Genomic DNA, 20,217 nt, shown 5'->3' with positions numbered 1-20,217 from the left:
TATGTCCGACCTATTGAGGCTGGCCACCGCCGGTTCTGTCGACGACGGCAAGTCCACACTGGTCGGACGTCTGCTCTACGACACCAAATCCGTGCTCGCCGACCAGATCGACGCGGTGACCAGGGCGTCGGTGGACAAGGGCCTGTCCACTCCCGACCTGTCGCTGCTGGTGGACGGTCTGCGGGCCGAACGGGAACAGGGCATCACCATCGATGTCGCCTACCGGTATTTCGCGACCCCGCGACGGTCGTTCGTGCTGGCCGACACCCCCGGTCATGTGCAGTACACCCGCAACACCGTGTCCGGGGCGTCGACCGCCCAGCTGGTGATCCTGCTGGTGGACGCGCGCAAGGGCGTGATCGAGCAGACGCGGCGGCACGCGGCGGTCCTGGCGCTGCTGGGTGTGCCCAAGCTTGTCTTGGCGGTGAACAAGATCGACCTCATCGGCCTGGACGAGCCCAGCGAAGAGGGCCGGCAGGCCGCGGCCGCCAAGGTCTTCGCGGAGATCTCGGCGGAATTCTCCCATCTCACCCGGACGCTGGGCTGGTCCGACGAGGATGTGCTGGAGATCCCGGTCTCGGCGCTGCACGGCGACAATATCGCCACCCGCTCGGACAAGACCCCGTACTACAGCGGCCCGTCGCTGATCGAGCATCTCGAATCGGTGCCGGTGGACGCGGACAACTCCGGGGAGCACGCGGTGGGGCTGCGCTTCCCCGTGCAGTACGTCATCCGGCCGCGCACTCCGGAATACCCGGACTACCGCGGCTACGCGGGCCAGATCGCGGCGGGTTCGGTGGCCCCCGGCGACGAGGTGGTGGTCCTGCCCTCCGGTATCCGCACCACCGTCGAACGGATCGACACCCCCGACGGGGAACTGGCCGTCGCGCAGGCGGGCCGCAGCGTCACGCTGGTGCTGACCGACGAGGTCGATATCTCGCGCGGTGACACCATCGCCTCCCCCGCCGACGCGCCGGAACCCGTCGACACCTTCGACGCCACCGTGTGCTGGCTCGGTGACAAACCGCTGCGTCCCGGCGCGCGGCTGCTGCTCAAGCACGGCACCCGCACCACGCAGGCGATCGTGGGCGCGCTCACCGAGCGTTTCGACGAGCAGCGACTGGCCGCCGAGCCGAACCCGGAAACGCTGTCGCTCAACGATATCGGCCGCATCTCGGTGCGGGTGGCGGAGGCGATCGCGGCCGACGACTACCGGACCAACCGGCACACCGGCAGTTTCCTGCTCATCGACCCGGCAGGCGGGAACACCCTGGCGGCGGGTCTGGTCGGGGATGTGCTCACCGCGGTCGAGGTCGGAACCGGAGCCTGATGCCCGGCAGTCCCACACTGGTGGCGGTGGCGCACGGCAGCCGGGATCCCCGGTCGGCCGCCACCGTTGCCGCGCTCCTGGACCGGGTGCGGGCCGCGCGTCCGGGAACACCGGCCCACCTCGCCTTCCTCGACCTGAACGCTCCCTCGGTCGGGCAGGTGCTGGACTCGGTCGCGGCCGCCGGTGAAACCGACGCGGTGGTCGTCCCGCTACTGCTGGGCAGCGCCTTCCACGCCCGCGTGGACCTGCCTGCGCTGCTGGCCGGTGCCGCAGCCCGCAACCCGCGGTTGCGACTCACCCAGGCCGAAGTGTTCGGCGCCGACCCGCGGCTGCTCGAGGTGGTGTGCGAGCGGGTGCGGGCGGTGCGTGAGCGGCACGGCTGGAACGGCCCGCCGGCACGGCTGGGTATCGCCCTGGCGGCTGTCGGCTCGTCGTCGGCGGCGGCGAACCGTCGGACCGCGCGGCTGGCCCGCCGTTTCGCGACCCGGACCGGCCATCCCACCGAAGTATGTTTCGCCACCGCGGAACCCACTCTCACGCAGGCGGCTGCACGGCTGTGGGCGCGCGGCGCCGACCGTGTGCTCGTCGCTCCCTGGTTCCTGGCGCCCGGCCTGCTCACCGACCGGCTGCGCGACCAGGATCCGCTGCTCCCGCATGCCGAGGTCCTCGGCCCGGATCCGGCGCTCGCCGAGATCGTTTGGGACCGTTACGACGCCGCGCTCGCGGGCGTTCTGCCACTGTCGGCCTGAGGCCGGGCACTACTGGCTGCGCTACACCGCCGGGCGCCGTCGCGGGCGTGGGGCCGAGGCCGCCGGCCTCCCGCATGATTCGCCGGGCGCGGTTGCGGGCGTGGGCCGAGGTCGCCGGCCTCCCGTACGCTTCGCCGCCCGTCCGTCACGGCGTCGGCCGCGGACTGAGGGACCGAGTTCAGAACCAGCGCTCCAGCACCGCGGCCACCCCGTCGGCCGCGACATCGTCGGTGACCTCGTCCACCAGACCGTGCAGTTCGACCGGCGCGTTCGCCATCGCCACCGAATGCCCGGCCCAGGCGAACATCTCGCGATCGTTGAAACCGTCCCCGATGGCCAGGGTGGCCGTACGCGGGATATCGAGCAGGCGGCGCAGATGTTCCAGCGCCCACCCTTTGGAGATCCCGTGCCGGGAGATGGTGAGCCAGGGGCCGAATTCGCCGTAAACCCAGCTGATCTCCGGTAGCGCCAGCCCCTCCAGCAGCCGGCGCATCTCCTCCGGCGCGCCCTCGGGCCACCAGCAGTTCAGGCGCGGTGTGGGTTGGCTGCCCAGTGTGTGGTCGTCGACCACCACGTAGTTGCCGCCGGCGTAGTACTCGCCGGGACTCGTTCCGGTGGCCCAGAATCCCTCACCCACCCGTTCGGCGGTGAAGATCATGTCCGGGAACAGCCGGCGCAGCGCGGTGACCGCGGGCGCCGGATCGAAATGGTGCACCGCCACCGGGAGCGTCTGCTCGATATCGATGTGGACGGCGCCGTTCGAGCAGATGGCATGTCCCTGGACGAGCCCGAGTTCGTCGAGCACCGGCCGGGTCGAGATCACGGTGCGGCCGGTGCTCACCACGACGTGCGCACCCGCCCCGACCGCCGCGCGCACGGCGGCGTTCACCCGGGCGCTCACCTGAACGCCGGTCTTCAGCAGTGTCCCGTCCACATCGAGCGCGATCAGCCGCGGTGGGCCCCCGTCAATGTCCACCTCATCGATTGTGCCGTGCACCAGCGCCCGGCCGCACCGTATTTTCCCGGACCGCTCGGGCCGGTCGGCCGTATTCGCGCGGCTCAGCGGTGCGATCCGCCCCGAGAGGACCCGCCATGCGAATTCCCGCCGCGGGAGGACCCACCGTCGCCCCCGGAGGAATTCGAACCCCTGGACTTCGCGCCACTGCTGTGCGATCCGCCGGAAGAGTCCGATCCGCCGGAGGCGGTCCCGGAAGACGGTCCCCCGCCGACGGGTCCCGAACGCCCGCCGAACCCGCCGAACCCGCCGGAGTCGCCGGATCCATCCGCATCGGCTCCGCCGGAATGCCCGGGGGAAGTTCCGCTGCGATCGCCACCGCCGCTGTCCGTGCCGTCGGGTCCGCCCGGAGCCCCGGAACCGAAACCACCGCCGCCGTTCTCACCCGATCCGGCTCCACCCGGACCGAAGCCGCCACCACTGTCCTCGCCCCCTCCGGTTCCGCCCGAGTCGAGTCCACCACCGCTGTCCTCACCCGATCCGGACTCGCCCGGACCGGCTCCGCCACCGCTGTCCTCCTCCCCTCCGGATCCGCCCGGAGCGGTCCAGCCGCCGCCCGGCAGACCGCCGGTCCAGCCGCCGGCGGAACTGTTACCGGACCCGGGAATCTCGACACCGGGCGGCCAGCCGCCGCCGGATTCGTCACCGCCGTCGGCCGGCCCGCCGGAACCTTCGCCCGGCTCGTCCACTACCGGTGGATCGTCCGGTTCCGGACTGCCCGGGCCACCGTCGCCGGGGGCGGGTCGATCCGGTTCCGCGCCGGTGAGTGGTGGGAGCTGCGTCCCGGGACGGCCGAACGGCCGAGGGCCGAACCGCGCGGGATCGTCTTGCCGTGGCCGGGATTCGGGGTGTTCGTCCCAGGGAGTGTGGTGTGTTCCGGCCCCACCGTCGGCCGGCGCTCCGGGGGCCGTTCTCACCGGAGCGGGTGCACGACCGGGCATGGGCGGCCCATACGGGCGGGTCAGCGCGGCGGGCGCGATCATCGTGGGGGCGCCCAGCGGCGCATAGGACACCGTCCAGCCGGTGTCCGACCGCTCGACCCGGGCCTCACCGTGGATCTCGAACTGCACCGCCCCCGGGCTCTGCAGCGGAACCCGGTCCTGGTCGAGGTGTTCGGTATCCACCGGAGCGCTGCCGAGAACGGTGGCCGCGGACATGGCGACCGCGGAGAAGAGGGCGGCCCCGGAGAAGATCGGCGGATGCTTCATCCCACGGGTGGCCGCCGGAGTCACACTCTCCGCGGCCATCGCGGCGGCACCGAGCGCCACGCATTGCCCCGAATCGGCGGCGACGGTCACCGGAAGTCCGAGTTCGGCGAGTGTTTCGGCCACCTGCGGGGGTCGCGCGGCGCCGCCCACCACGAGTACTCGATCGATATCGGAGAGCGCGACACCGGCCGTGCGCACCGCGGCCCGGACCACCTCGAGGGAATCCCGCACATGTTCGCGCCGCAGACCCTCCGGGTTCACGAACGACATGAGCGAGACGGCTCCGGTATCGGGTTCGGCCGGTCCGATGGCCCGGTCACCGGCGCAGCGGGCGATCATCGCGCCCAGCGGCCGGGCACCGAACTCGTAGGAGCGGACCGCGTTACCGACCACCGGATGATCGGGCCAGTCCGGTCCGGTCCGCACCACGGCGACATCGAGGCTGTTCCCGCCGAGGTCGTAGACCAGGACGAAGCCACTGCCCAACGGCCCGTGTTCGGTATCGAGCCAGTGCGCGGCAGCCACCGGTTCCGGTACCAGCTCGACGTGCCCCACTCCGGCGAGATCCAGGCTCTGCCGCAGGAGGCCGAGTTGTTTGCGGGTGTACCCGGCCGGATGGGTGGCGATCACCCCCGCCGCCGGTTCGGCGGTGACCAGCCCCTGCACCACCGAGGCGAAGATGGTGGCCGGCGACCAGATCCGCCCGTCCACGTACACCGATTCCGGATTCCGCCCCAGATCGGCGAATTCGTTGATCGCCGTGGAGAACCGGGTGATCCCCCCGAGTCTCGCGGTACCTCCGCTGTCGAATCCGACGGCGGTCCGTCGGGTCCGGACCACCGGCCGGACGTCCGGACCCCCGATCCGCGCCGACACCACGTTCACCGTACCGATACTGATACCCAGCCCAGAAGTCATCTGCCATCCCGTCAACGCACCGTGACCACGTCCTCGAAAGAGCCATGGGCGCGGTCGTCTTCCAAACAGCGACCACAGGTTAGCTGGAACTCCGTCCGAACATCGAATAATCGAGAAGTAAATCCGAAGTTGCGGAGAGACTTTCCCGCATCCGAGCAGGGCCACCGCTCGCGTAGGGACAGCGAATGAATTTCGAAATAGAGCTTCTGATCAGCCAATACATCTCTCTGTGGCGAGGCTTTCGATATGCACGCGGGCCGATGGATCCGTAAACCCCGGTGACGCAGCACCACCCGAGCACCCCTCCCACCCCGCGGTAACGGACCGGTAGCCGTATCCGCAGTCATTATTCGGCCCTGCACAGCGCCCACGCAGGAACTTTTCGGAATACCCGGCTCCAGGCTCCCTTCGTGCCCGAAGAGACAAGTCGAACGTGTTGCGCCGCAGCGGTTTTGCGTGCCGACCGTGCCGCCGTGACAAGCCCGGCGCGGGGGGCATCGCGCGCGGGAACGGAGAGGCTCTGCCGCACGTGATCGGGTCCCGTTTCCCGCAGTACGAGCGCCCGGTGTGCGTGATCGATCTCGGCGACGGGGACGGTCGCCGCCGGACCGGAAACATGGAAGGCGTGAACAGTGTGGGTCAGGGTCCGATCGTGAGCCGTCCCCGGATCGCGGCCGGGCTCCGCTCGGGAACCGGCGGATTCCGGCGGCGACCTATTCTGATCGGGTGGAATCGGTCATGCTGGACGCTCTCGACCAGTGCCTACTGCACGCCCTGCAAATCGACGGGCGTGTGCCGTTCAGCAGGATCGCCGCGGTCCTGGACGTCTCGGACCGCACCGTCGCCCGGCGCTTCGGCCGGCTTCGGGCCGCCGGCGCGCTCCGCGTCAGCGCGGTACCGCACAGCCATCTCGCCGCGGATGCCCAGTGGCTGGTGCGCCTCCGGGTCCATCCCCGGGCCGCCGCCGGCGTGGCGCGGGCGCTGGCCGCCCGTCACGACACCGCCTGGGTCACCGAATTGTCCGGTGGCACCGAGATCGTCTGCCTGTTCCGGCTACCCGGCGACGGTGCGGCGCCGCTGGCGATGCTCAGCGCGCACCCCGGCGTCATCGAGGTGACCGCCCAGCGACTGCTGCGCCATCTGATGGACCAGCGCTGGCGCGGGCGTATGTCCGCACTCACCGAGCACCAGCTCGCCGGGATCCACCCGCCCGATACCGCGGCCACCGAGACCATCCGGCTCACCGACCTGGATCGCAGGCTCTTCCGCGCCCTGTCCGCCGACGGGCGGACGGCGTACGCGGAACTGGCCCGGCACGTCGACTGGTCGGAATCGGCGGTGCGGCGGCGGCTGACGGAACTGCGGGCCGCCGGAATGCTGCTGTTCGACGTCGAGGTGGAGCCCGCACTGTTCGGCTACTCCGCGCAGTGCCTGCTGTGGCTGTCGGTCGCTCCGGCGCGGCTGCGCACGGTCGCCGCGAGTCTCGCCGCGGATACCGAAACGGCCTATCTCGGCGCGACGACCGGAAGGCACAATCTGCTCGCCGTCACGATCAGCCGCGACACCGGCGCGCTGTACAGCTACCTGAGCGAACGGATCGGTACGCTCACCGGAGTCGCGCAGGTCGAAACCGCGCCGATCACCGCCTACGCCAAACGTTTCGGCCCGACGAGCCGGGCGGTTTGACGGCACCGGCGCCGTACGCGCCCGGGCGACGAGCACATGGCGGGCGTTGCACGGAGTGGATGCGGTGACCGCCGGTCAGTTCTCCCGGTCGTGGCGGCGCTGGGCGGCCACGACTTCGACCGTGTGCAAGCGGATCCAGTCCAGGAATTGGTGCAGCGACGCGGTGAGCCCACGGCCGAGGTCGGTGAGCTCGTAGCTGACCCGCGGCGGCGTGACGGGCTCGACGGTGCGCGAGACGAGGCCGTCCCGCACGAGTGTGCGCAGCGTCTGCGACAGCATTTTCTCGCTGATCCCGCCGATCGTGGCGTGCAGTTCGGAGAACCGTAACGGCCCGCGCCCCAACGCCGTCAGGATCAGTACTCCCCAGCGGCTGGTGATGTGGTCGAGCACCTCACGCGCGGGGCAATCGCTGTTGAACGCGTCACTCGTCAAAGGCCATTCGGTCTTCCGGGCCTGCGAACCTACTGTCACGCCAGGAGCTTACTCCTGGGTATGCTCTTACCGAAAGTAAGCTCCTGGACCTACGCTGCCGCCCATGACCACAGTCGTTTTCGGAGCAAGAGGTAACGTCGGCCGCCACGTCGCGGCCGGACTCGTGGAGCGGGGCGTCCCGGTCCGCCCGACAAGCCGCGAGCCGAACCCGGCGGACTTCCCACCGCACGCGCGAATCGTCGCGGCCGATCTGGAACGCCCCGACACCTTGCCCGCCGCACTCGAAGGCGCGGACCGTGTCTTCCTCTATGCCAAGCCCGACGGGATCGAGGATTTCGTGGCGGCGGCCGAGGCCGCCGGGGTGCGGCGCGTCGTGCTGCTGTCGTCCGGGGCCGTCCTGCAGGCCGACGCCGAGAAGAACCCCATCGCTCGAATGCACCGCACCGTCGAATCCGCCATCGAGACATCCGGTCTGGAATGGACATTCCTCCGGGCCGGTATGTTCGCCACGAACACCCTGTGGTGGTGGCAGCGGTCGATCCGCGAGGAGGGCGTCGTCCGTCTCCCGTATCCCGAAGCGCGGACAGCACCCGTCCACGAGCGTGACCTGGCGGCATTGGCGGTGACCGCGCTGACCGAGCCGGGTCATGAACGCCACGCCTATTCGGTGTACGGGCCGGCGGGACTGTCCCTGCGGCAGCAGGTCGAGCACATCGGCGCGGCCATCGGCCGCGAGGTCGCCGTCGAGGCGATCTCCGTCGACCGGGCCCGCGCGGAGCTGAGCGAGACCATGCCCGCGATCGGTGTCGAGGCCGTCCTGGCCGGATGGCAGGCGGGAACGACCGCGCCGCCGGAGGTATCGGCCGTCGTCGAGGAGGTCACCGGCCGCCCCGGGCGCACTTTCGCGCAGTGGGCCATGGACCACGCGCACGACTTCCGCTGAACACGCGGCCCCGCAGAGCCGTTCGGGTGGTCGTGCGCGCGGCGCCGGAGCCGGTGCACGAACGACTGCGCGGCGGAACACGCTGAGGAACGCGTGGTCCGCCGCGCAGGGGGTTCAGGCGCGGCCGAAGAGGCGGCGGCGTGCCGATTGCCCGGCGCGCAGTACCGCCCCGCCCGGCCGGGCCTGCGGTCGGCGGCCACGCACCAGGCGGTCGAACGCCTCGGCGCTACCGGAGGGTTCGGGTAGGCGGCCCGCAGTGAAATCGTCGGCCAGCTGCCGCACCGTCTCCTGCGCACAGGACTTGTTGGTACCGATGAAGCCGGTGGGTCCGCGCTTGATCCAGCCGGTGACATACGTACCCGGGAACACCGCCCCGTCCGGCGCCTCCAGCACCCGCCCGGCCCGATTCGGGATGACCCCGCGCTGTTCGTCGAACGGCAGCCCCGGCGTGGGCACACCCCGGTAACCCACCGAGGTGAGCACGAGTCCGGTTTCCAGAAGATCGAAGTCGCCGGTGGGCACCGCGCCCACCCGGCCGTCTGCACCGGTCACCGGCTCGGTGCGCTCGACCTCGATCCCGGTGACGGCGTCGGGGCCGAGGATACGGCTCGGCGCGGTCCGATAGCGGAAGACGATGCGCCGCCGCCCGGCCGACGGCCGTGCCGCGGCCCGGCGCAGCAGCTCCAGTTTGCGCTCGACCTGGTACGGCAGTCCTTCCGCGACCGGAGGCAGTTCGCCGTCGACGACGATATCCACGTCCGCGCCCAGCAATCCGACGAATTCCGGCACTGTGAAAGCCGATTCGGCGGGGCCGCGCCGACCCAGCACCACGACCTCTTCCACGCTGCTGCGCCGCAGCGCCTCCAGCGCGACCGGGGAGATATCGGTCCCGGCCAGCCGTTCGGGATCGCTGGTCAGAATGCGCGCCACATCGAGCGCGACATTGCCGTTGCCGACGAGGACGACCCGGCGCCGGGACAGATCGAAGTCGTGGTGCTGGTGGTCGGGGTGACCGTTGTACCAGGCCACGAAATCGGTGGCGGAAACATTCCCGGCCAGACCTTCGCCCGGGATACCGAGTTTGCGGTCGGTCGACGCGCCGACCGCGTAGACGACGGCGTGATGGTAGGCGAGCAGTTCCTCGTGGGAGATGTGCTTGCCCACCTCGACGTCGAAATAGGACCCGAAGCCCGGCTGCTTCGACATCACATCGAACAGATCGGCCACCCGGCGGGTTTTCGCGTGGTCCGGCGCCACACCGTAACGGGCCAGCCCGTACGGCACCGGCAGCCGCTCGAACACGGTCACCTGCACGTCGGGCCGGGTGAGCAGTTCGTCGGCCGCGTACATGGCCGAGGGGCCCGAGCCGACCACGGCGACACGCAGCGGCCCGCGCCCGGCGGTATCGATCGCCGGCGCCGGCACCGGGGGCGCCAACAGCGGACGCGGTCGCGCGTGCCGGTAGAAGTCGGCATTGATCTCGATGAACGGCTGCTGCTCCGCGGTCAGTTTCTTCGAGGAGGTGATGGCGTCCACCGGGCAGGCCGAGGCACAGGCGCCGCAGTCCACGCAGGCCGCCGGATCGACGTAGAGCATATCCGCCGTCCGGAAGTCCGGCTCGTCCGGCGTGGGATGGATGCAGTTGACCGGGCAGGCGTACACGCAGGACGCGTCGCTACAGCACGACTGGGTGACGACGTAGGGCATCGGAGGTTCTACCCGCCGCTCAGGCCGCTTTGCCGCTGACAGCACGCAGCGGTTCGGAGCGGTACCGGGTGGTGTGGCCGTCGATTCCCAGCGCCTTCCACACCCGCTTGGCCACCGGGTTCATCAAGCCGATCTCCTGGGCCAGGGCGCGGACGTCACCGAAGTAGTCGCTGAAGGTCCGCTTGGCGTCGTCGGACCCGTAGAACAGTTCCTTGCGCACGCTCTTCGGAATATCGAATTCGTCGAAGAACTTCTTGGGCGGGGTGACGATGGCCCGGCCGAGGATCCACATGACGATCGGCATGGCCAGCGACAGCACGAACTTGTTCCGGGCCGAGGACTCCGGTACGTGCTTCTCGAGGAATTCGTGGGCGAAGGAGATGTGCCGCGCTTCTTCGGCCACGTGGATGGCCATGACGCCGCGCATGATCGGATGCACTTCCTCGCCGGAGCGCAGGACTTCCTTCTGGATGTGGTCGATCGGCTCCTCGCCGCCGAGCACGGCCATGAAGAACAGGTTCGGGAAGGCCACCGCCACCGGAACGGCGATATGCCGGATCTGGCGCACCAGCGGGCCCATACCCGGGACGTCGACGCCGATCCGGTTCACCATCTCCTGGAACATCAGGGTGTGGTTGTGCTCCTCGATCATCTCGTGGGAGCAGTAGCGGAATTCCGGGTCACCGTTGGGCAGGCCGAAGATGTGCTGCATCATGCCGCTGATCAGGATGGCCTCGAACTGCAGGCCCACCTTGGCGACATTGGCCTGGCGGTACTTGCCGAGCGCGATCTTCTTGTCGTGCGGCAGCGCCTGGTACCAGGGGTGGCGGCCGACCGTATCCCCGGAGACGGGCAGAATCCAGCGCTCCGGCCGGGCATCCGCGGCGAAGTCGGGATGATCCCAGTCGATATCGGTGAACGGATCGAAGTTCCGGTTGACCGAACCCTCGGACAGCAGCAGCAGCTTCTCCGCGTATTCCTGGGCCTGCGCGACCAGTTGGTCGTCGGAGACCGTGGTGGCTGAAGACGTCATCGTCACTGCCTCTCGTCGATGATTCGGGCTTAACTGTTTCCCATAGTTACAGCTACGCCGGGGTACGTCAACACGACTACCCGCGGCGGCCGGGTCACACCGGGGACGTGGCGAGCATCACTCCAGCTCAGCGTGGGGGAGCAGCCGCCGGTCGGGCCCGAAGGCCCCCGCGGCGCCGACGCCGACGCCCTCGATCACCGCACCGGCAACTCGGGGATCCTGGTCGCGCGGGCGTAGACCGTCTCGCCCTCCGCCAGGCGCAGCGCCTCGGCGTCACCGCGGGTGACCTGGGCGGTGAACAGATCGCCGGTGGCGGCGTTGCGCAACTCCACCCGCACCTCGAACCCGAGCCGTACCACCCGCTCGACCGTCGCCCGGGTGACACCCGCCGATTCCGCGGTGCCCTCGTAGGCGGCCAGCGCCATATTCGAGTCCCGGCCCACCCGGATATCGTGCGGCCGCACCAGATGCCCGTTGAGCCGCGCCACCGCGCCCAGGAAGGACATGACGAACTCGCTGGCGGGCCGGTCGTAGACATCCTCGGGACTGCCGACCTGTTCGATCCGCCCGGCGTTCATCACCGCGATCCGGTCGGCCACGTCCAGCGCCTCCTCCTGATCGTGGGTGACCAGCACAGTGGTGACGTGCACTTCCTCGTGCAGGCGACGCAACCAGGTCCGCAGATCGGCGCGGACCTTCGCGTCGAGCGCGCCGAACGGCTCGTCCAGCAGCAGTACCTGCGGGTCCACCGCCAGCGCCCGGGCCAGGGCCATGCGCTGCCGCTGCCCGCCGGACAGCTGCGCCGGATACCGGTGCTGGAAACCGTCGAGACCGACGATGCCGAGCAGTTCGTCGACGCGTGTCGCGATCTCGGGTTTCGGCCGCTTCCGGATGGTCAGCCCGAAGGCCACATTGTCGCGGACGGTCATATGTTTGAACGCCGCGTAGTGCTGGAAGACGAAACCGATATCGCGCTTCTGCGGCGGCACCCGGGTCACATCCCGGCCGCCGATGGTCACCACGCCGGAATCGAGATTCTCCAGCCCCGCGATCGAGCGCAGCAGCGTCGACTTCCCGGACCCCGACGGGCCCAGCAGCGCCGTCAGCTCACCCGAGGGGATGTCCAGGCTGACATCGTCGAGGGCGGCGAACGAACCGTAGTTCTTGCGGGCGTTGGTCACGGTGATCACGGGCGGCCTCCGGCACACACAGACGAAATGTCCTTCTTCGAAGCTGATACATGCGGCCCGCGACGGCCGGCGGGAAGGCGGAGGTATCGCGTCAAGGTGTCTTCCTTCGCGTCGGGTTCCTGCGGTCCACCGCGGCCGGGACATCGGCCGCGGTACCGCACCTCGGAGCCGGTACCGGACGCGGGCGGACACCGAGGTGGCGGTGGAGGTGGCGCCTCACGACGCGTTCCGCTTACGTTCCAGGAGCGTCATCAACAGCAGGGTGATGAGCGCGAGTCCCATCAGCAGAGTGGCGGCACAGTACGCGCCGAAATCGTTGTGATCGTTGATGTAGCGCTCGTGCACCAGCAGGGTCAGCGTCTGCGATACACCCGGGAACCCGGACGACACCATGATGACCGCGCCGAACTCGCCCAGCGCGCGGGCCACGGTGAGCACCACGCCATAGGTCAGGCCCCAGCGGATGGCGGGAACGGTGATCCGCCAGAACGTCTGCCAGCGCGACGCCCCCAGGGTCGCCGCCGCCTGTTCCTGGTCGTCGCCGATCTCGTGCAGCACCGGTTCCACCTCGCGCACCACGAACGGCATGGTGACGAAAATGGTCGCCAGCACCATTCCGGGCAGCGCGAAGATCACCCGGAAACCCCAGTCGGTGACCGCACCGAACCAGCCGTCGACACCCCACAGCATGATCAGCGCGACACCCACCACCACCGGTGAGACCGCGAAGGGCAGATCCACAACGCCCTGTAGCAACCGGCGGCCGGGGAAGTCGCCGCGTACCAGGGCCAGGGCGATCACCACCCCGAGGATCACGTTGACCGGCACCACGATCACCAGGATGATCATGGAGAGATTGAAGGCCGAGATGGCGGCGGGCGTGCTGATCTGATCGATGAACGCCCCGATCCCCCGGCCGAACGCCCGGTACAGAATGATTCCGAGCGGCAACACCAGCAGGACGAACAGGTAGCCGAGAGCGAGCACGCGCAGTGTGATCCGGCCGGGAGCGGACAGTTTCATCGGGCCTCACGTTCCTTACGCGCCGTCCGCTCGGCGAACACCCGCAGCACCAGCAGTGCGAGGAACGCGATCACCAGCAGCGCCACCGACACCGCCGCCGCGTTCACCGGCCGGTCGATCTCGATCTGCTGCTGGATGTACTGGGAGGCCACCTGCGTCTCCCACGGGATATTGCCGCCGATCAGCACCACCGAGCCGAATTCACCGAGGGCGCGCGCGAACGCCAGGCCTCCACCGCTGATGATGGCCGGCGCCAGCGTCGGGAGTACCACGCGGCGAAAGGTCGTCCAGTTGTCGGCGCCCAGCGACAGCGCCGCCTGTTCCACCTCGCGATCGGCCTCGATGAGCACCGGCTGCACCGAACGCACCACGAACGGCAGGGTCACGAAGGCCAGTGCCACCACCAGGCCCGGCCGGGTGGCATTGAGATGGATGTCGACCGGACTCTGCGGTCCGTACAGGGCCAGCAGCACAATGCTGGCGACGATCGTGGGCAGCGCGAACGGCAGGTCGATCAGCGCGTTCACCAGGCCCTTGCCCGGGAAATCGTCCCGGACCAGGACCCAGGCGATCATCGTGCCCATCACGACGTTCAGCAGCGCCACCGCCAGCGAGACCAGCACCGTCACCCGCAGCGACGCCAGGGCCGCCGGGTCGGTGACCGCGCCCCAGAACCCGGACCAGCCGTCGTCGAACGCGCTGAAGGTCAGCGCGGCCAGCGGAAGCAGCACGATCACACTGAGCCACAGCATCGCGGTGGCGATACCGAGTGGACCCACCGAACCGGTGAACCGCAACCACGACCCGAGCGGCCTGCGGGGAGACGGATCCGGGCCGGCGGGCGCGTGGTCGGAGGCGGTGCTGGTGGTCACGAGTATCGAGTATCGCGTGTGGTCGGGGTCACCCGACTACTCGGTCGCCTTGTCGTAGGCGACAGCGATGGTGCCGGACTCGGGCGCGAACAGTTCCGTTTCCACCGTCTCCCAGCCGCCGAGGTCGGCGACGCTGTACAGGGTGGGCGGTTGCGGGAAGACGTCGGTGTACTCGGCGGCCACGCCCGGATCGACCGGGCGGAAGCCCGCGTCGGCCCAGGCACGTTGCGCTTCGGTCGTATAGAGGAAATCCCGGAAGGCGATCGCCTTCTCCGGATGCGGGGCGTGTTCGAGCACCGCCACCGGGTTCTCGATCTCGAAAGTGGCCTCCGGCACGATGTGCTCGACCGGATCGCCGTGCCGTTCGGCGAAAATCGCCTCGTTCTCGTAGCTGATCAGCACATCGCCGGTGCCCTGCAGGAACGCCTCGGTGGCCTCCCGCCCCGATTTCGGCTGTACCCGCACCCGGGTCAGCATCTGGTTCAGGTAGTCCACCCCGGCCTGCGGGTTCTGTCCGCCCGCGCTGGCCACGGCGTAGGGGGCGAGCAGATTCCATTTCGCGGAACCGGAACTGAACGGGTTGGGCGTCACCACCTCGACATCGGGACGCAGGAGATCGTCCCAGGTGCGGATGTTCTTCGGATTCCCGGACCGCACCACCAGCACCACCACCGACCCGAAGGGCACTCCGCGGGTGGCGTCGGCGTTCCAGTCCGGATCCACCAGTCCGGCGTCGACCAGACGCGTGATGTCGGGTTCGAGGGAGAAGCTCACCACATCGGCGGGCGCACCGCGCGCGATCTTGCGGGACTGGTCCCCCGACGCGCCGTAGGACTGACGCACCTCGACACCCGCACCCACCTCGGTCTCGTTGAACTTCGGGATCACTTCGTCGTAGCCGGGCTTGGGGATGGCGTACGCGTACAGATCGACGGTTCCACCGCTGCCGTCGGCCCCGCCGCCGCCGACCTCGTCACTGGATCCACCGGCACACCCGGCCAACAGCATCGTCGCCGCGACCAGCACCGCCGGCAGGCGCGGTACCGGCCGGCCGGTACGCGTGCCGGCCCGCTCACCGGCTCCGCGCCCGCCCGGCACGAACCGGGCGCCGGCGCGCACGACAGCCCGCGTCACCGGGTGAACAGCCAGGCAACGATCACCAGCACCAGCAGTGCCAGCAGTGCGATCTGCACCCGTGAGCGCGGCATCAGCACACCTCGTTTCCGGCGTCGCGGCCACCGTCGGCGTCGTCGCGGCCCAGCGCGACACCCGCCACGTGCAGGAGCCGGTCGATCAGGTAGGCGATCGCGAAACTGATCGGCACCATACCCACCAGCACCACGAGGAACTGAGGTATGAACGGCAGCCCCGCCACCCACATCTCGAACCCGTCCCACCAGTCGGCAATACGCTCCACGGCGACCAGCGTAGAACACCGCACAGTGGCCGTTCCGACCCGTGCCTTGACCTCAACCCGACTCGAGATTGCAGGCTGAGGTCATGACACAGGCACCAGAGGTATGGAACTCCGCCTACGACAACGACACCGCCCCGTGGATCATCGGCGAACCCCAGCCCGCGATCGTCGCACTGGAACGCGCCGGCCGGATCCGGGGCCGCGTCCTGGACCCCGGCGCGGGCGCCGGTGAGCACACCATCGCGCTCACCGCCCTCGGCTACGACGTGCTCGGCGTGGACCTGTCCCCCAGCGCGGTCGCCTACGCGCGCCGCAACGCCGCGGCCAAGAAGGTGCCGGCCGCGCGGTTCGAGGTGGCCGATATGGTCGCCCTCGCCCGGTCCGGCGACAACCCCCTCGGCACCTTCGACACGATCGTCGACAGTGCGCTGTTCCATGTGTTCGTCGCCGACGCCGCGGCCCGGGCCGACTACGTCCGGACGCTGCACCGCCTGTGCGCGCCGGGCGGCGAGGTGCACATCCTGGCGCTCTCGGACACCGAGCCCGGGTTCGGCCCGCGGATCGGCGCCGCGATGATCCGCGACTCCTTCGCCGGCCCCGGCTGGAAGGTCGAGGACCTGCGGCCCGACCACTACTACGGCCGGATCACCGAGACGGTCGCCGACCGGGCCGGGGACCTCACGCCCGACGCCGCGGGCAAGGTGCGACTCGCCGCCTGGCTGGCCCGGATCCGCCGCCTCGCCTGAACCGTGGTGGACGGCTCGGGGCCGCGCGACACATGATGGGGTATGCCGAGTCCCGAGCACGCACCGTCGGCCGACGGAGAACCGGGCACCTTCCCGGCCGTCTCGCCCGAGAACAAGTCGTCACAGGGCAACTTCCCGGTCATCGACGACTACGCCTTCCTGTCCGACTGCGAGACCACCTGCCTGATCGCCAGCAACGGCTCGGTCGAGTGGATGTGTGTCCCGCGCCCGGATTCACCGAGTGTCTTCGGCGCCATCCTCGATCGCAGTGCCGGCCATTTCCGGCTGGGTCCCTACGGGCGCACCGTGCCCGCCGCCCGCCGTTACCTGCCCGGCGGCATGATCCTGGAGACCACCTGGCAGACCGAAGCCGGCTGGTTGATCGTCCGGGACGCGCTGGTGCTGGGGCCGTGGCACAGCACCGAACAGCGCAGTCGCACCCATCGCCGCACGCCGACCGATTGGGACGCCGGCCATATGCTGCTGCGCACGGTCAAATGCGTGAGCGGCACGGTCGAGCTCGAGCTGAGCTGTGAGCCGTCCTTCGACTACCACCGGGCCTCGGCCACCTGGGAGTACACCGGCAAGGTGTACGAGGAGGCCTCCGCGGTGTGTGCCGCCGACCCCACCGCCGGGCCCACCCTGGTGCTCACCACCGATCTGCGGCTGGGCCTGGAGGGGCGCGAGGCCCGGGCCCGGACCCGGATGCACGAGGGCGACTGCGCCTACGTGGCCCTGACCTGGTCGGAACTACCCGCGCCGCAGACCTTCGCCGAGGCCGCCGAGAAGATGTGGACCACCGTCGAATGCTGGCGGCAGTGGATCACCCTGGGCGATTTCCCCGACCACCCCTGGCGGCGCTATCTGCAGCGCAGCGCGCTGACCCTGAAGGGCCTCACCTACGCCCCCACCGGCGCCCTGATGGCCGCCGCCACCACCTCGCTGCCGGAGTCACCCGGGGGCGAGCGCAACTGGGACTACCGCTACTCCTGGGTGCGCGACGCCAGTTTCGCCCTGTGGGGTCTGTACACCCTGGGCCTCGACCGGGAGGCCGACGATTTCTTCGCCTTCCTGCACGACGCCACCACCGGACCCGACGGCGAGGCAGTACCCCTGCAGGTGCTCTACGGGATCGGCGGGGAGCGCGAGCTCACCGAGCGCACCCTCGATCATCTGTCCGGGTACGGCAACGCCCGGCCGGTCCGGATCGGCAACGGCGCCTACAACCAGGAGCAGCACGATATCTGGGGCACCATGCTCGACGCGGTCTACCTGCATGTGAAATCTCGTCAGCACGTACCGGAGACGCTGTGGCCCATGCTGGAACGCCAGGTCGGCGCCGCCATCGACCACTGGCGCGAACCGGACCGCAGCCTCTGGGAGGTCCGCGGCGAACCCCAGCACTTCACCTCCTCGAAGGTGATGTGCTGGGTGGCGCTGGACCGTGGCGCGCGCATCGCCGAACTCCACGGCCAGGCACATATCGCCGCGGAATGGCATCGGATCGCCGAGGAGATCCGGGCCGATGTGCTGGCCCACGGGGTGGACGACCGCGGCCGCTTCACCCAGGTGTACGGCGGCACGACGCTCGACGCATCCCTGCTCCTGGTGGTACTCACCCGGTTCCTGCCCTCGGACGACCGGCGGGTCCGCGCGACCGTGCTCGGCATCGCCGAGGAGCTCACGGAGAACGGCCTGGTGCTGCGCTATCGCAACGAGACCACCGACGACGGCCAGGTCAGCCCCGAGGGCAGCTTCACCATCTGCTCGTTCTGGCTGGTATCGGCGCTGGTGGAAATCGGTGAGATCGGCCGCGCCCGCAGATTGTGCGAACGACTGCTCACCCACGCCAGCCCGCTCAAGCTCTACGCCGAGGAGATCGACCCGTCCACCGGCCGGCATCTGGGCAACTTCCCGCAGGCGTTCACCCACCTGGCGCTGATCAACGCGGTCACCCACCTGATCCGGGCCGAGGGCTCCCAGGAGGCCGGAACGTTCCGCCCGGCCCACAGCAAGACCGGCGGCGGCACCCCGTGGCGCAGCCGCCCCCGGCGGTAGGCGGGAGGTCAGGCGGCGACGAAACTGTCGGCCTGCTGGCGCAGGTCGCGCAATTTACCCATCTCGCTGTCCAGCCGAGCGAGGCGCTCCGCGCCCCGATCGCCGTACTGGGCGCCCGCTTCCTCGGCGACCCGCAGCGCCTCGTCCGCCGTGCGCAACGCGTCGGTGGCGATATCGGTGAAATGATCGCGCAGCACCCGCTGGACCTCACGCAGGCGGGTCCGGGATTCCTTGCCGACCTGGAAGACCACATCGTCCATCAGACGCGCCAGCGCCACCTTGGCCTCGGCCTGACGCCGCTGCCGGCGGGTGCGCCGGTCCTCCCACAGCGCATGCAGGCCGAGCAGGATGCCCGCACCGGCCGAATACCAGTTCACCAGGGACATACCGAGCAGACTGGTGGCCAGGCCGACCATGAGGATACCGCCGTAGGAACCGCGCAACGCGGACAGGAACTGCTCGGTGACACCGGCTTTCGCGCTCTGCAGCGGCTCCAGCGGTGCCACGTTCTCCAGCAGTTCCGCGGGATACTGCGGGCGGATATCGGGCAGATCAGGGCGGCGGTGGTCGGCGGGGAAGCGTGCCGCCACCTGTTCGCCCAGTTCCTCGGCACGATAGTTGGCCGTTTCGAAATTCTCCGCGATCGCCTCGGCGATCCTGGCCTCGAGATCGGTACCGAAGCGCGCCCAGCGGGTCGCCGGATCGCTACGCGAGATCTCGGCCTCGGCGTCGCGCACCAGGATGCGCAGCCGATGCCGGAGATCGTGTTCGATATCGGCCATGAGTTCGGTGCTGCCGTCGGCGAGCGTGATCTGCCAGGTCGCGGTGCGCTGGCGGAGCTGATCGGCCTGATCGCGGGCCGTCGCCAGCTGCTGGGTGACATGGGCCCGGCGGCGCGGATCACGCAGCGCGTCGGCCTCGGTGCGCAGTGTGACGCCGAGATGGTCACCGACCAGCCGGATATCGCGTACCGCGGACTGTACGGCCGCCGCGTCGGCGTGCGCGACCACGTAGTCGCGCAGATGCTCGACCAGTTGCGGGAGACCGGATTCGATCGCCCGCTGCTGATCGCCCGACTGCTGTGCCTCCTGGTGGAGTCTGGCCGAGACCGGCGCCACCGCGAAGCCCAGGCCGGCGGCGTCGAGCAGTTCGCGGTTGCGTTCCTGCACGTGTGTCCAGTGCGGGTTCCGGTCGATCTTGTTGAGCACGCAGATCACCGTGGGGCACACCTGCCCGATCCGGCGCAGATGCGCGATCTGTTCCCGGTCGAATTCGGCATCCGCATCGCTCACGTAGAGCACGGCGTCGGCGGCGGCGATCATCGACCAGGTGCTGCGGTCCTGTACGGCCGCGCCGGGGGCGTCCATCAGCACGATCCCCTCGGCCAGCAAGGGGCTGGGCTGGGTGAAATCGGCCCGGATCACACCTTTGGCGGTGAGCGCCGGAGTGGGATTCAGCGGATCGACGGGCTGCCGACGGATTCGACCCCCACCCTCCCGCCGGATGAGGGTGGCGGAGGGTTCCGGACCGTACTCCACGATCGCGGGCACGCTGATCGCGCTGTCGGTGGCGCTGATCGGCGCCCCCGCCATGGTGTTGACCAGGGTGCTCATCCCGCTCTTCGGCGGACCGACCACCACCAGCCGCACCCTGGTGTCGGCCACCCGGGCGCGCACCATCCCGAGCCGGCCACGCAGGTCGTTACGACTCGCGGTGCGCGATACGTCCCGCAGCTCATCGATGATCTGGATGAGGGGGGCCATCACATCCGGGTTCTTCACCGTGGCGGCCCGCGGTCCGGCTACGGCAGACAAGCCCTGCTCCTCACTCTCGGTCACAACATCGGTGTCCTCGACCGCGCTCAGTCGAATCGTCCCTCCCGTACGACCG

General features: G+C 69.6%; 17 protein-coding genes. 6 read left to right on the top strand and 11 right to left on the bottom strand.

The features are described from left to right. Nucleotide 1 precedes the first annotated feature (1 nt). Nucleotides 2-1,330 carry a GTP-binding protein gene (locus tag ABZV91_RS16330; RefSeq protein WP_355241679.1) on the top strand — a complete coding sequence of 443 codons (1,329 nt, stop codon included), beginning with the start codon at nucleotides 2-4 and terminating at the stop codon, nucleotides 1,328-1,330. Continuing rightward, nucleotides 1,330-2,079 carry a sirohydrochlorin chelatase gene (locus tag ABZV91_RS16325; RefSeq protein ID WP_355241676.1) on the top strand — a complete coding sequence of 250 codons (750 nt, stop codon included), beginning with the start codon at nucleotides 1,330-1,332 and terminating at the stop codon, nucleotides 2,077-2,079. The genes ABZV91_RS16330 and ABZV91_RS16325 overlap by 1 nt, the downstream gene beginning before the upstream one ends. A gap of 178 nt (nucleotides 2,080-2,257) precedes the next feature. Here ABZV91_RS16325 and ABZV91_RS16320 read toward each other — a convergent pair whose 3' ends face one another. Together ABZV91_RS16320 and ABZV91_RS16315 are read right to left on the bottom strand one after the other, a co-directional pair. After that, on the bottom strand, nucleotides 2,258-3,055 hold the full coding sequence (locus tag ABZV91_RS16320; RefSeq protein WP_355241673.1) for an HAD family hydrolase: 798 nt from the start codon (nucleotides 3,053-3,055) through the stop codon (nucleotides 2,258-2,260). Between the two features lie 83 nt (nucleotides 3,056-3,138). Continuing rightward, a complete protein-coding gene (locus tag ABZV91_RS16315) occupies nucleotides 3,139-5,220 on the bottom strand; it encodes an Hsp70 family protein (RefSeq protein ID WP_355241670.1) in 2,082 nt (693 codons plus the stop codon). 726 nt (nucleotides 5,221-5,946) lie between these two features. Between ABZV91_RS16315 and ABZV91_RS16310 the strand changes: the two genes are divergently transcribed. After that, nucleotides 5,947-6,906 (top strand): Lrp/AsnC family transcriptional regulator, encoded by a 960-nt coding sequence (locus tag ABZV91_RS16310; RefSeq protein ID WP_355241667.1) that lies wholly within the window; start codon nucleotides 5,947-5,949, stop codon nucleotides 6,904-6,906. A gap of 75 nt (nucleotides 6,907-6,981) precedes the next feature. Here ABZV91_RS16310 and ABZV91_RS16305 read toward each other — a convergent pair whose 3' ends face one another. Then, nucleotides 6,982-7,377 carry a helix-turn-helix domain-containing protein gene (locus ABZV91_RS16305; RefSeq protein WP_355241664.1) on the bottom strand — a complete coding sequence of 132 codons (396 nt, stop codon included), beginning with the start codon at nucleotides 7,375-7,377 and terminating at the stop codon, nucleotides 6,982-6,984. A 64-nt stretch (nucleotides 7,378-7,441) separates the two neighbouring features. Between ABZV91_RS16305 and ABZV91_RS16300 the strand changes: the two genes are divergently transcribed. Then, on the top strand, nucleotides 7,442-8,281 hold the full coding sequence (locus ABZV91_RS16300; protein WP_355241661.1) for an NAD(P)H-binding protein: 840 nt from the start codon (nucleotides 7,442-7,444) through the stop codon (nucleotides 8,279-8,281). Nucleotides 8,282-8,395: 114 nt separating this feature from the next. On the opposite strand, the gene ABZV91_RS16295 is transcribed toward ABZV91_RS16300, so the two are convergent. The 7 genes from ABZV91_RS16295 to ABZV91_RS16265 form a co-directional block, all read right to left on the bottom strand. Next, nucleotides 8,396-9,988 (bottom strand): FAD-dependent oxidoreductase, encoded by a 1,593-nt coding sequence (locus ABZV91_RS16295; protein ID WP_355241658.1) that lies wholly within the window; start codon nucleotides 9,986-9,988, stop codon nucleotides 8,396-8,398. A gap of 19 nt (nucleotides 9,989-10,007) precedes the next feature. Then, a complete protein-coding gene (locus tag ABZV91_RS16290) occupies nucleotides 10,008-11,021 on the bottom strand; it encodes a diiron oxygenase (RefSeq protein ID WP_355241656.1) in 1,014 nt (337 codons plus the stop codon). Nucleotides 11,022-11,215: 194 nt separating this feature from the next. Then, on the bottom strand, nucleotides 11,216-12,211 hold the full coding sequence (locus ABZV91_RS16285) for a sulfate ABC transporter ATP-binding protein (protein ID WP_355241653.1): 996 nt from the start codon (nucleotides 12,209-12,211) through the stop codon (nucleotides 11,216-11,218). Between the two features lie 216 nt (nucleotides 12,212-12,427). Beyond that, on the bottom strand, nucleotides 12,428-13,234 hold the full coding sequence (gene cysW / locus ABZV91_RS16280) for a sulfate ABC transporter permease subunit CysW (RefSeq protein WP_355241650.1): 807 nt from the start codon (nucleotides 13,232-13,234) through the stop codon (nucleotides 12,428-12,430). Further along, on the bottom strand, nucleotides 13,231-14,031 hold the full coding sequence (cysT, locus tag ABZV91_RS16275; RefSeq protein ID WP_355241740.1) for a sulfate ABC transporter permease subunit CysT: 801 nt from the start codon (nucleotides 14,029-14,031) through the stop codon (nucleotides 13,231-13,233). Before cysT ends, cysW begins: the two co-directional genes overlap by 4 nt. Nucleotides 14,032-14,142: 111 nt before the next feature. After that, nucleotides 14,143-15,114 carry a sulfate ABC transporter substrate-binding protein gene (locus ABZV91_RS16270; protein WP_355241737.1) on the bottom strand — a complete coding sequence of 324 codons (972 nt, stop codon included), beginning with the start codon at nucleotides 15,112-15,114 and terminating at the stop codon, nucleotides 14,143-14,145. A gap of 199 nt (nucleotides 15,115-15,313) precedes the next feature. Then, on the bottom strand, nucleotides 15,314-15,523 hold the full coding sequence (locus tag ABZV91_RS16265) for a hypothetical protein (RefSeq protein ID WP_355241648.1): 210 nt from the start codon (nucleotides 15,521-15,523) through the stop codon (nucleotides 15,314-15,316). A gap of 83 nt (nucleotides 15,524-15,606) precedes the next feature. On the opposite strand from ABZV91_RS16265, the gene ABZV91_RS16260 reads away from it, so the two are divergent. Next, nucleotides 15,607-16,269 carry a class I SAM-dependent methyltransferase gene (locus ABZV91_RS16260; protein ID WP_355241646.1) on the top strand — a complete coding sequence of 221 codons (663 nt, stop codon included), beginning with the start codon at nucleotides 15,607-15,609 and terminating at the stop codon, nucleotides 16,267-16,269. A 42-nt stretch (nucleotides 16,270-16,311) separates the two neighbouring features. Beyond that, nucleotides 16,312-18,327 carry a glycoside hydrolase family 15 protein gene (locus tag ABZV91_RS16255; protein ID WP_355241644.1) on the top strand — a complete coding sequence of 672 codons (2,016 nt, stop codon included), beginning with the start codon at nucleotides 16,312-16,314 and terminating at the stop codon, nucleotides 18,325-18,327. 8 nt (nucleotides 18,328-18,335) lie between these two features. On the opposite strand, the gene ABZV91_RS16250 is transcribed toward ABZV91_RS16255, so the two are convergent. Next, nucleotides 18,336-20,165, bottom strand: coding sequence for a hypothetical protein (locus ABZV91_RS16250; protein ID WP_355241641.1), 1,830 nt, complete (start codon nucleotides 20,163-20,165; stop codon nucleotides 18,336-18,338). Nucleotides 20,166-20,217: the final 52 nt, after the last annotated feature.

It is taken from the genome of Nocardia sp. NPDC004568, assembly GCF_040609955.1.
Taxonomy (GTDB): Bacteria; Actinomycetota; Actinomycetes; order Mycobacteriales; family Mycobacteriaceae; genus Nocardia.
This window is presented reverse-complemented; position numbering and strand designations above follow the sequence as displayed.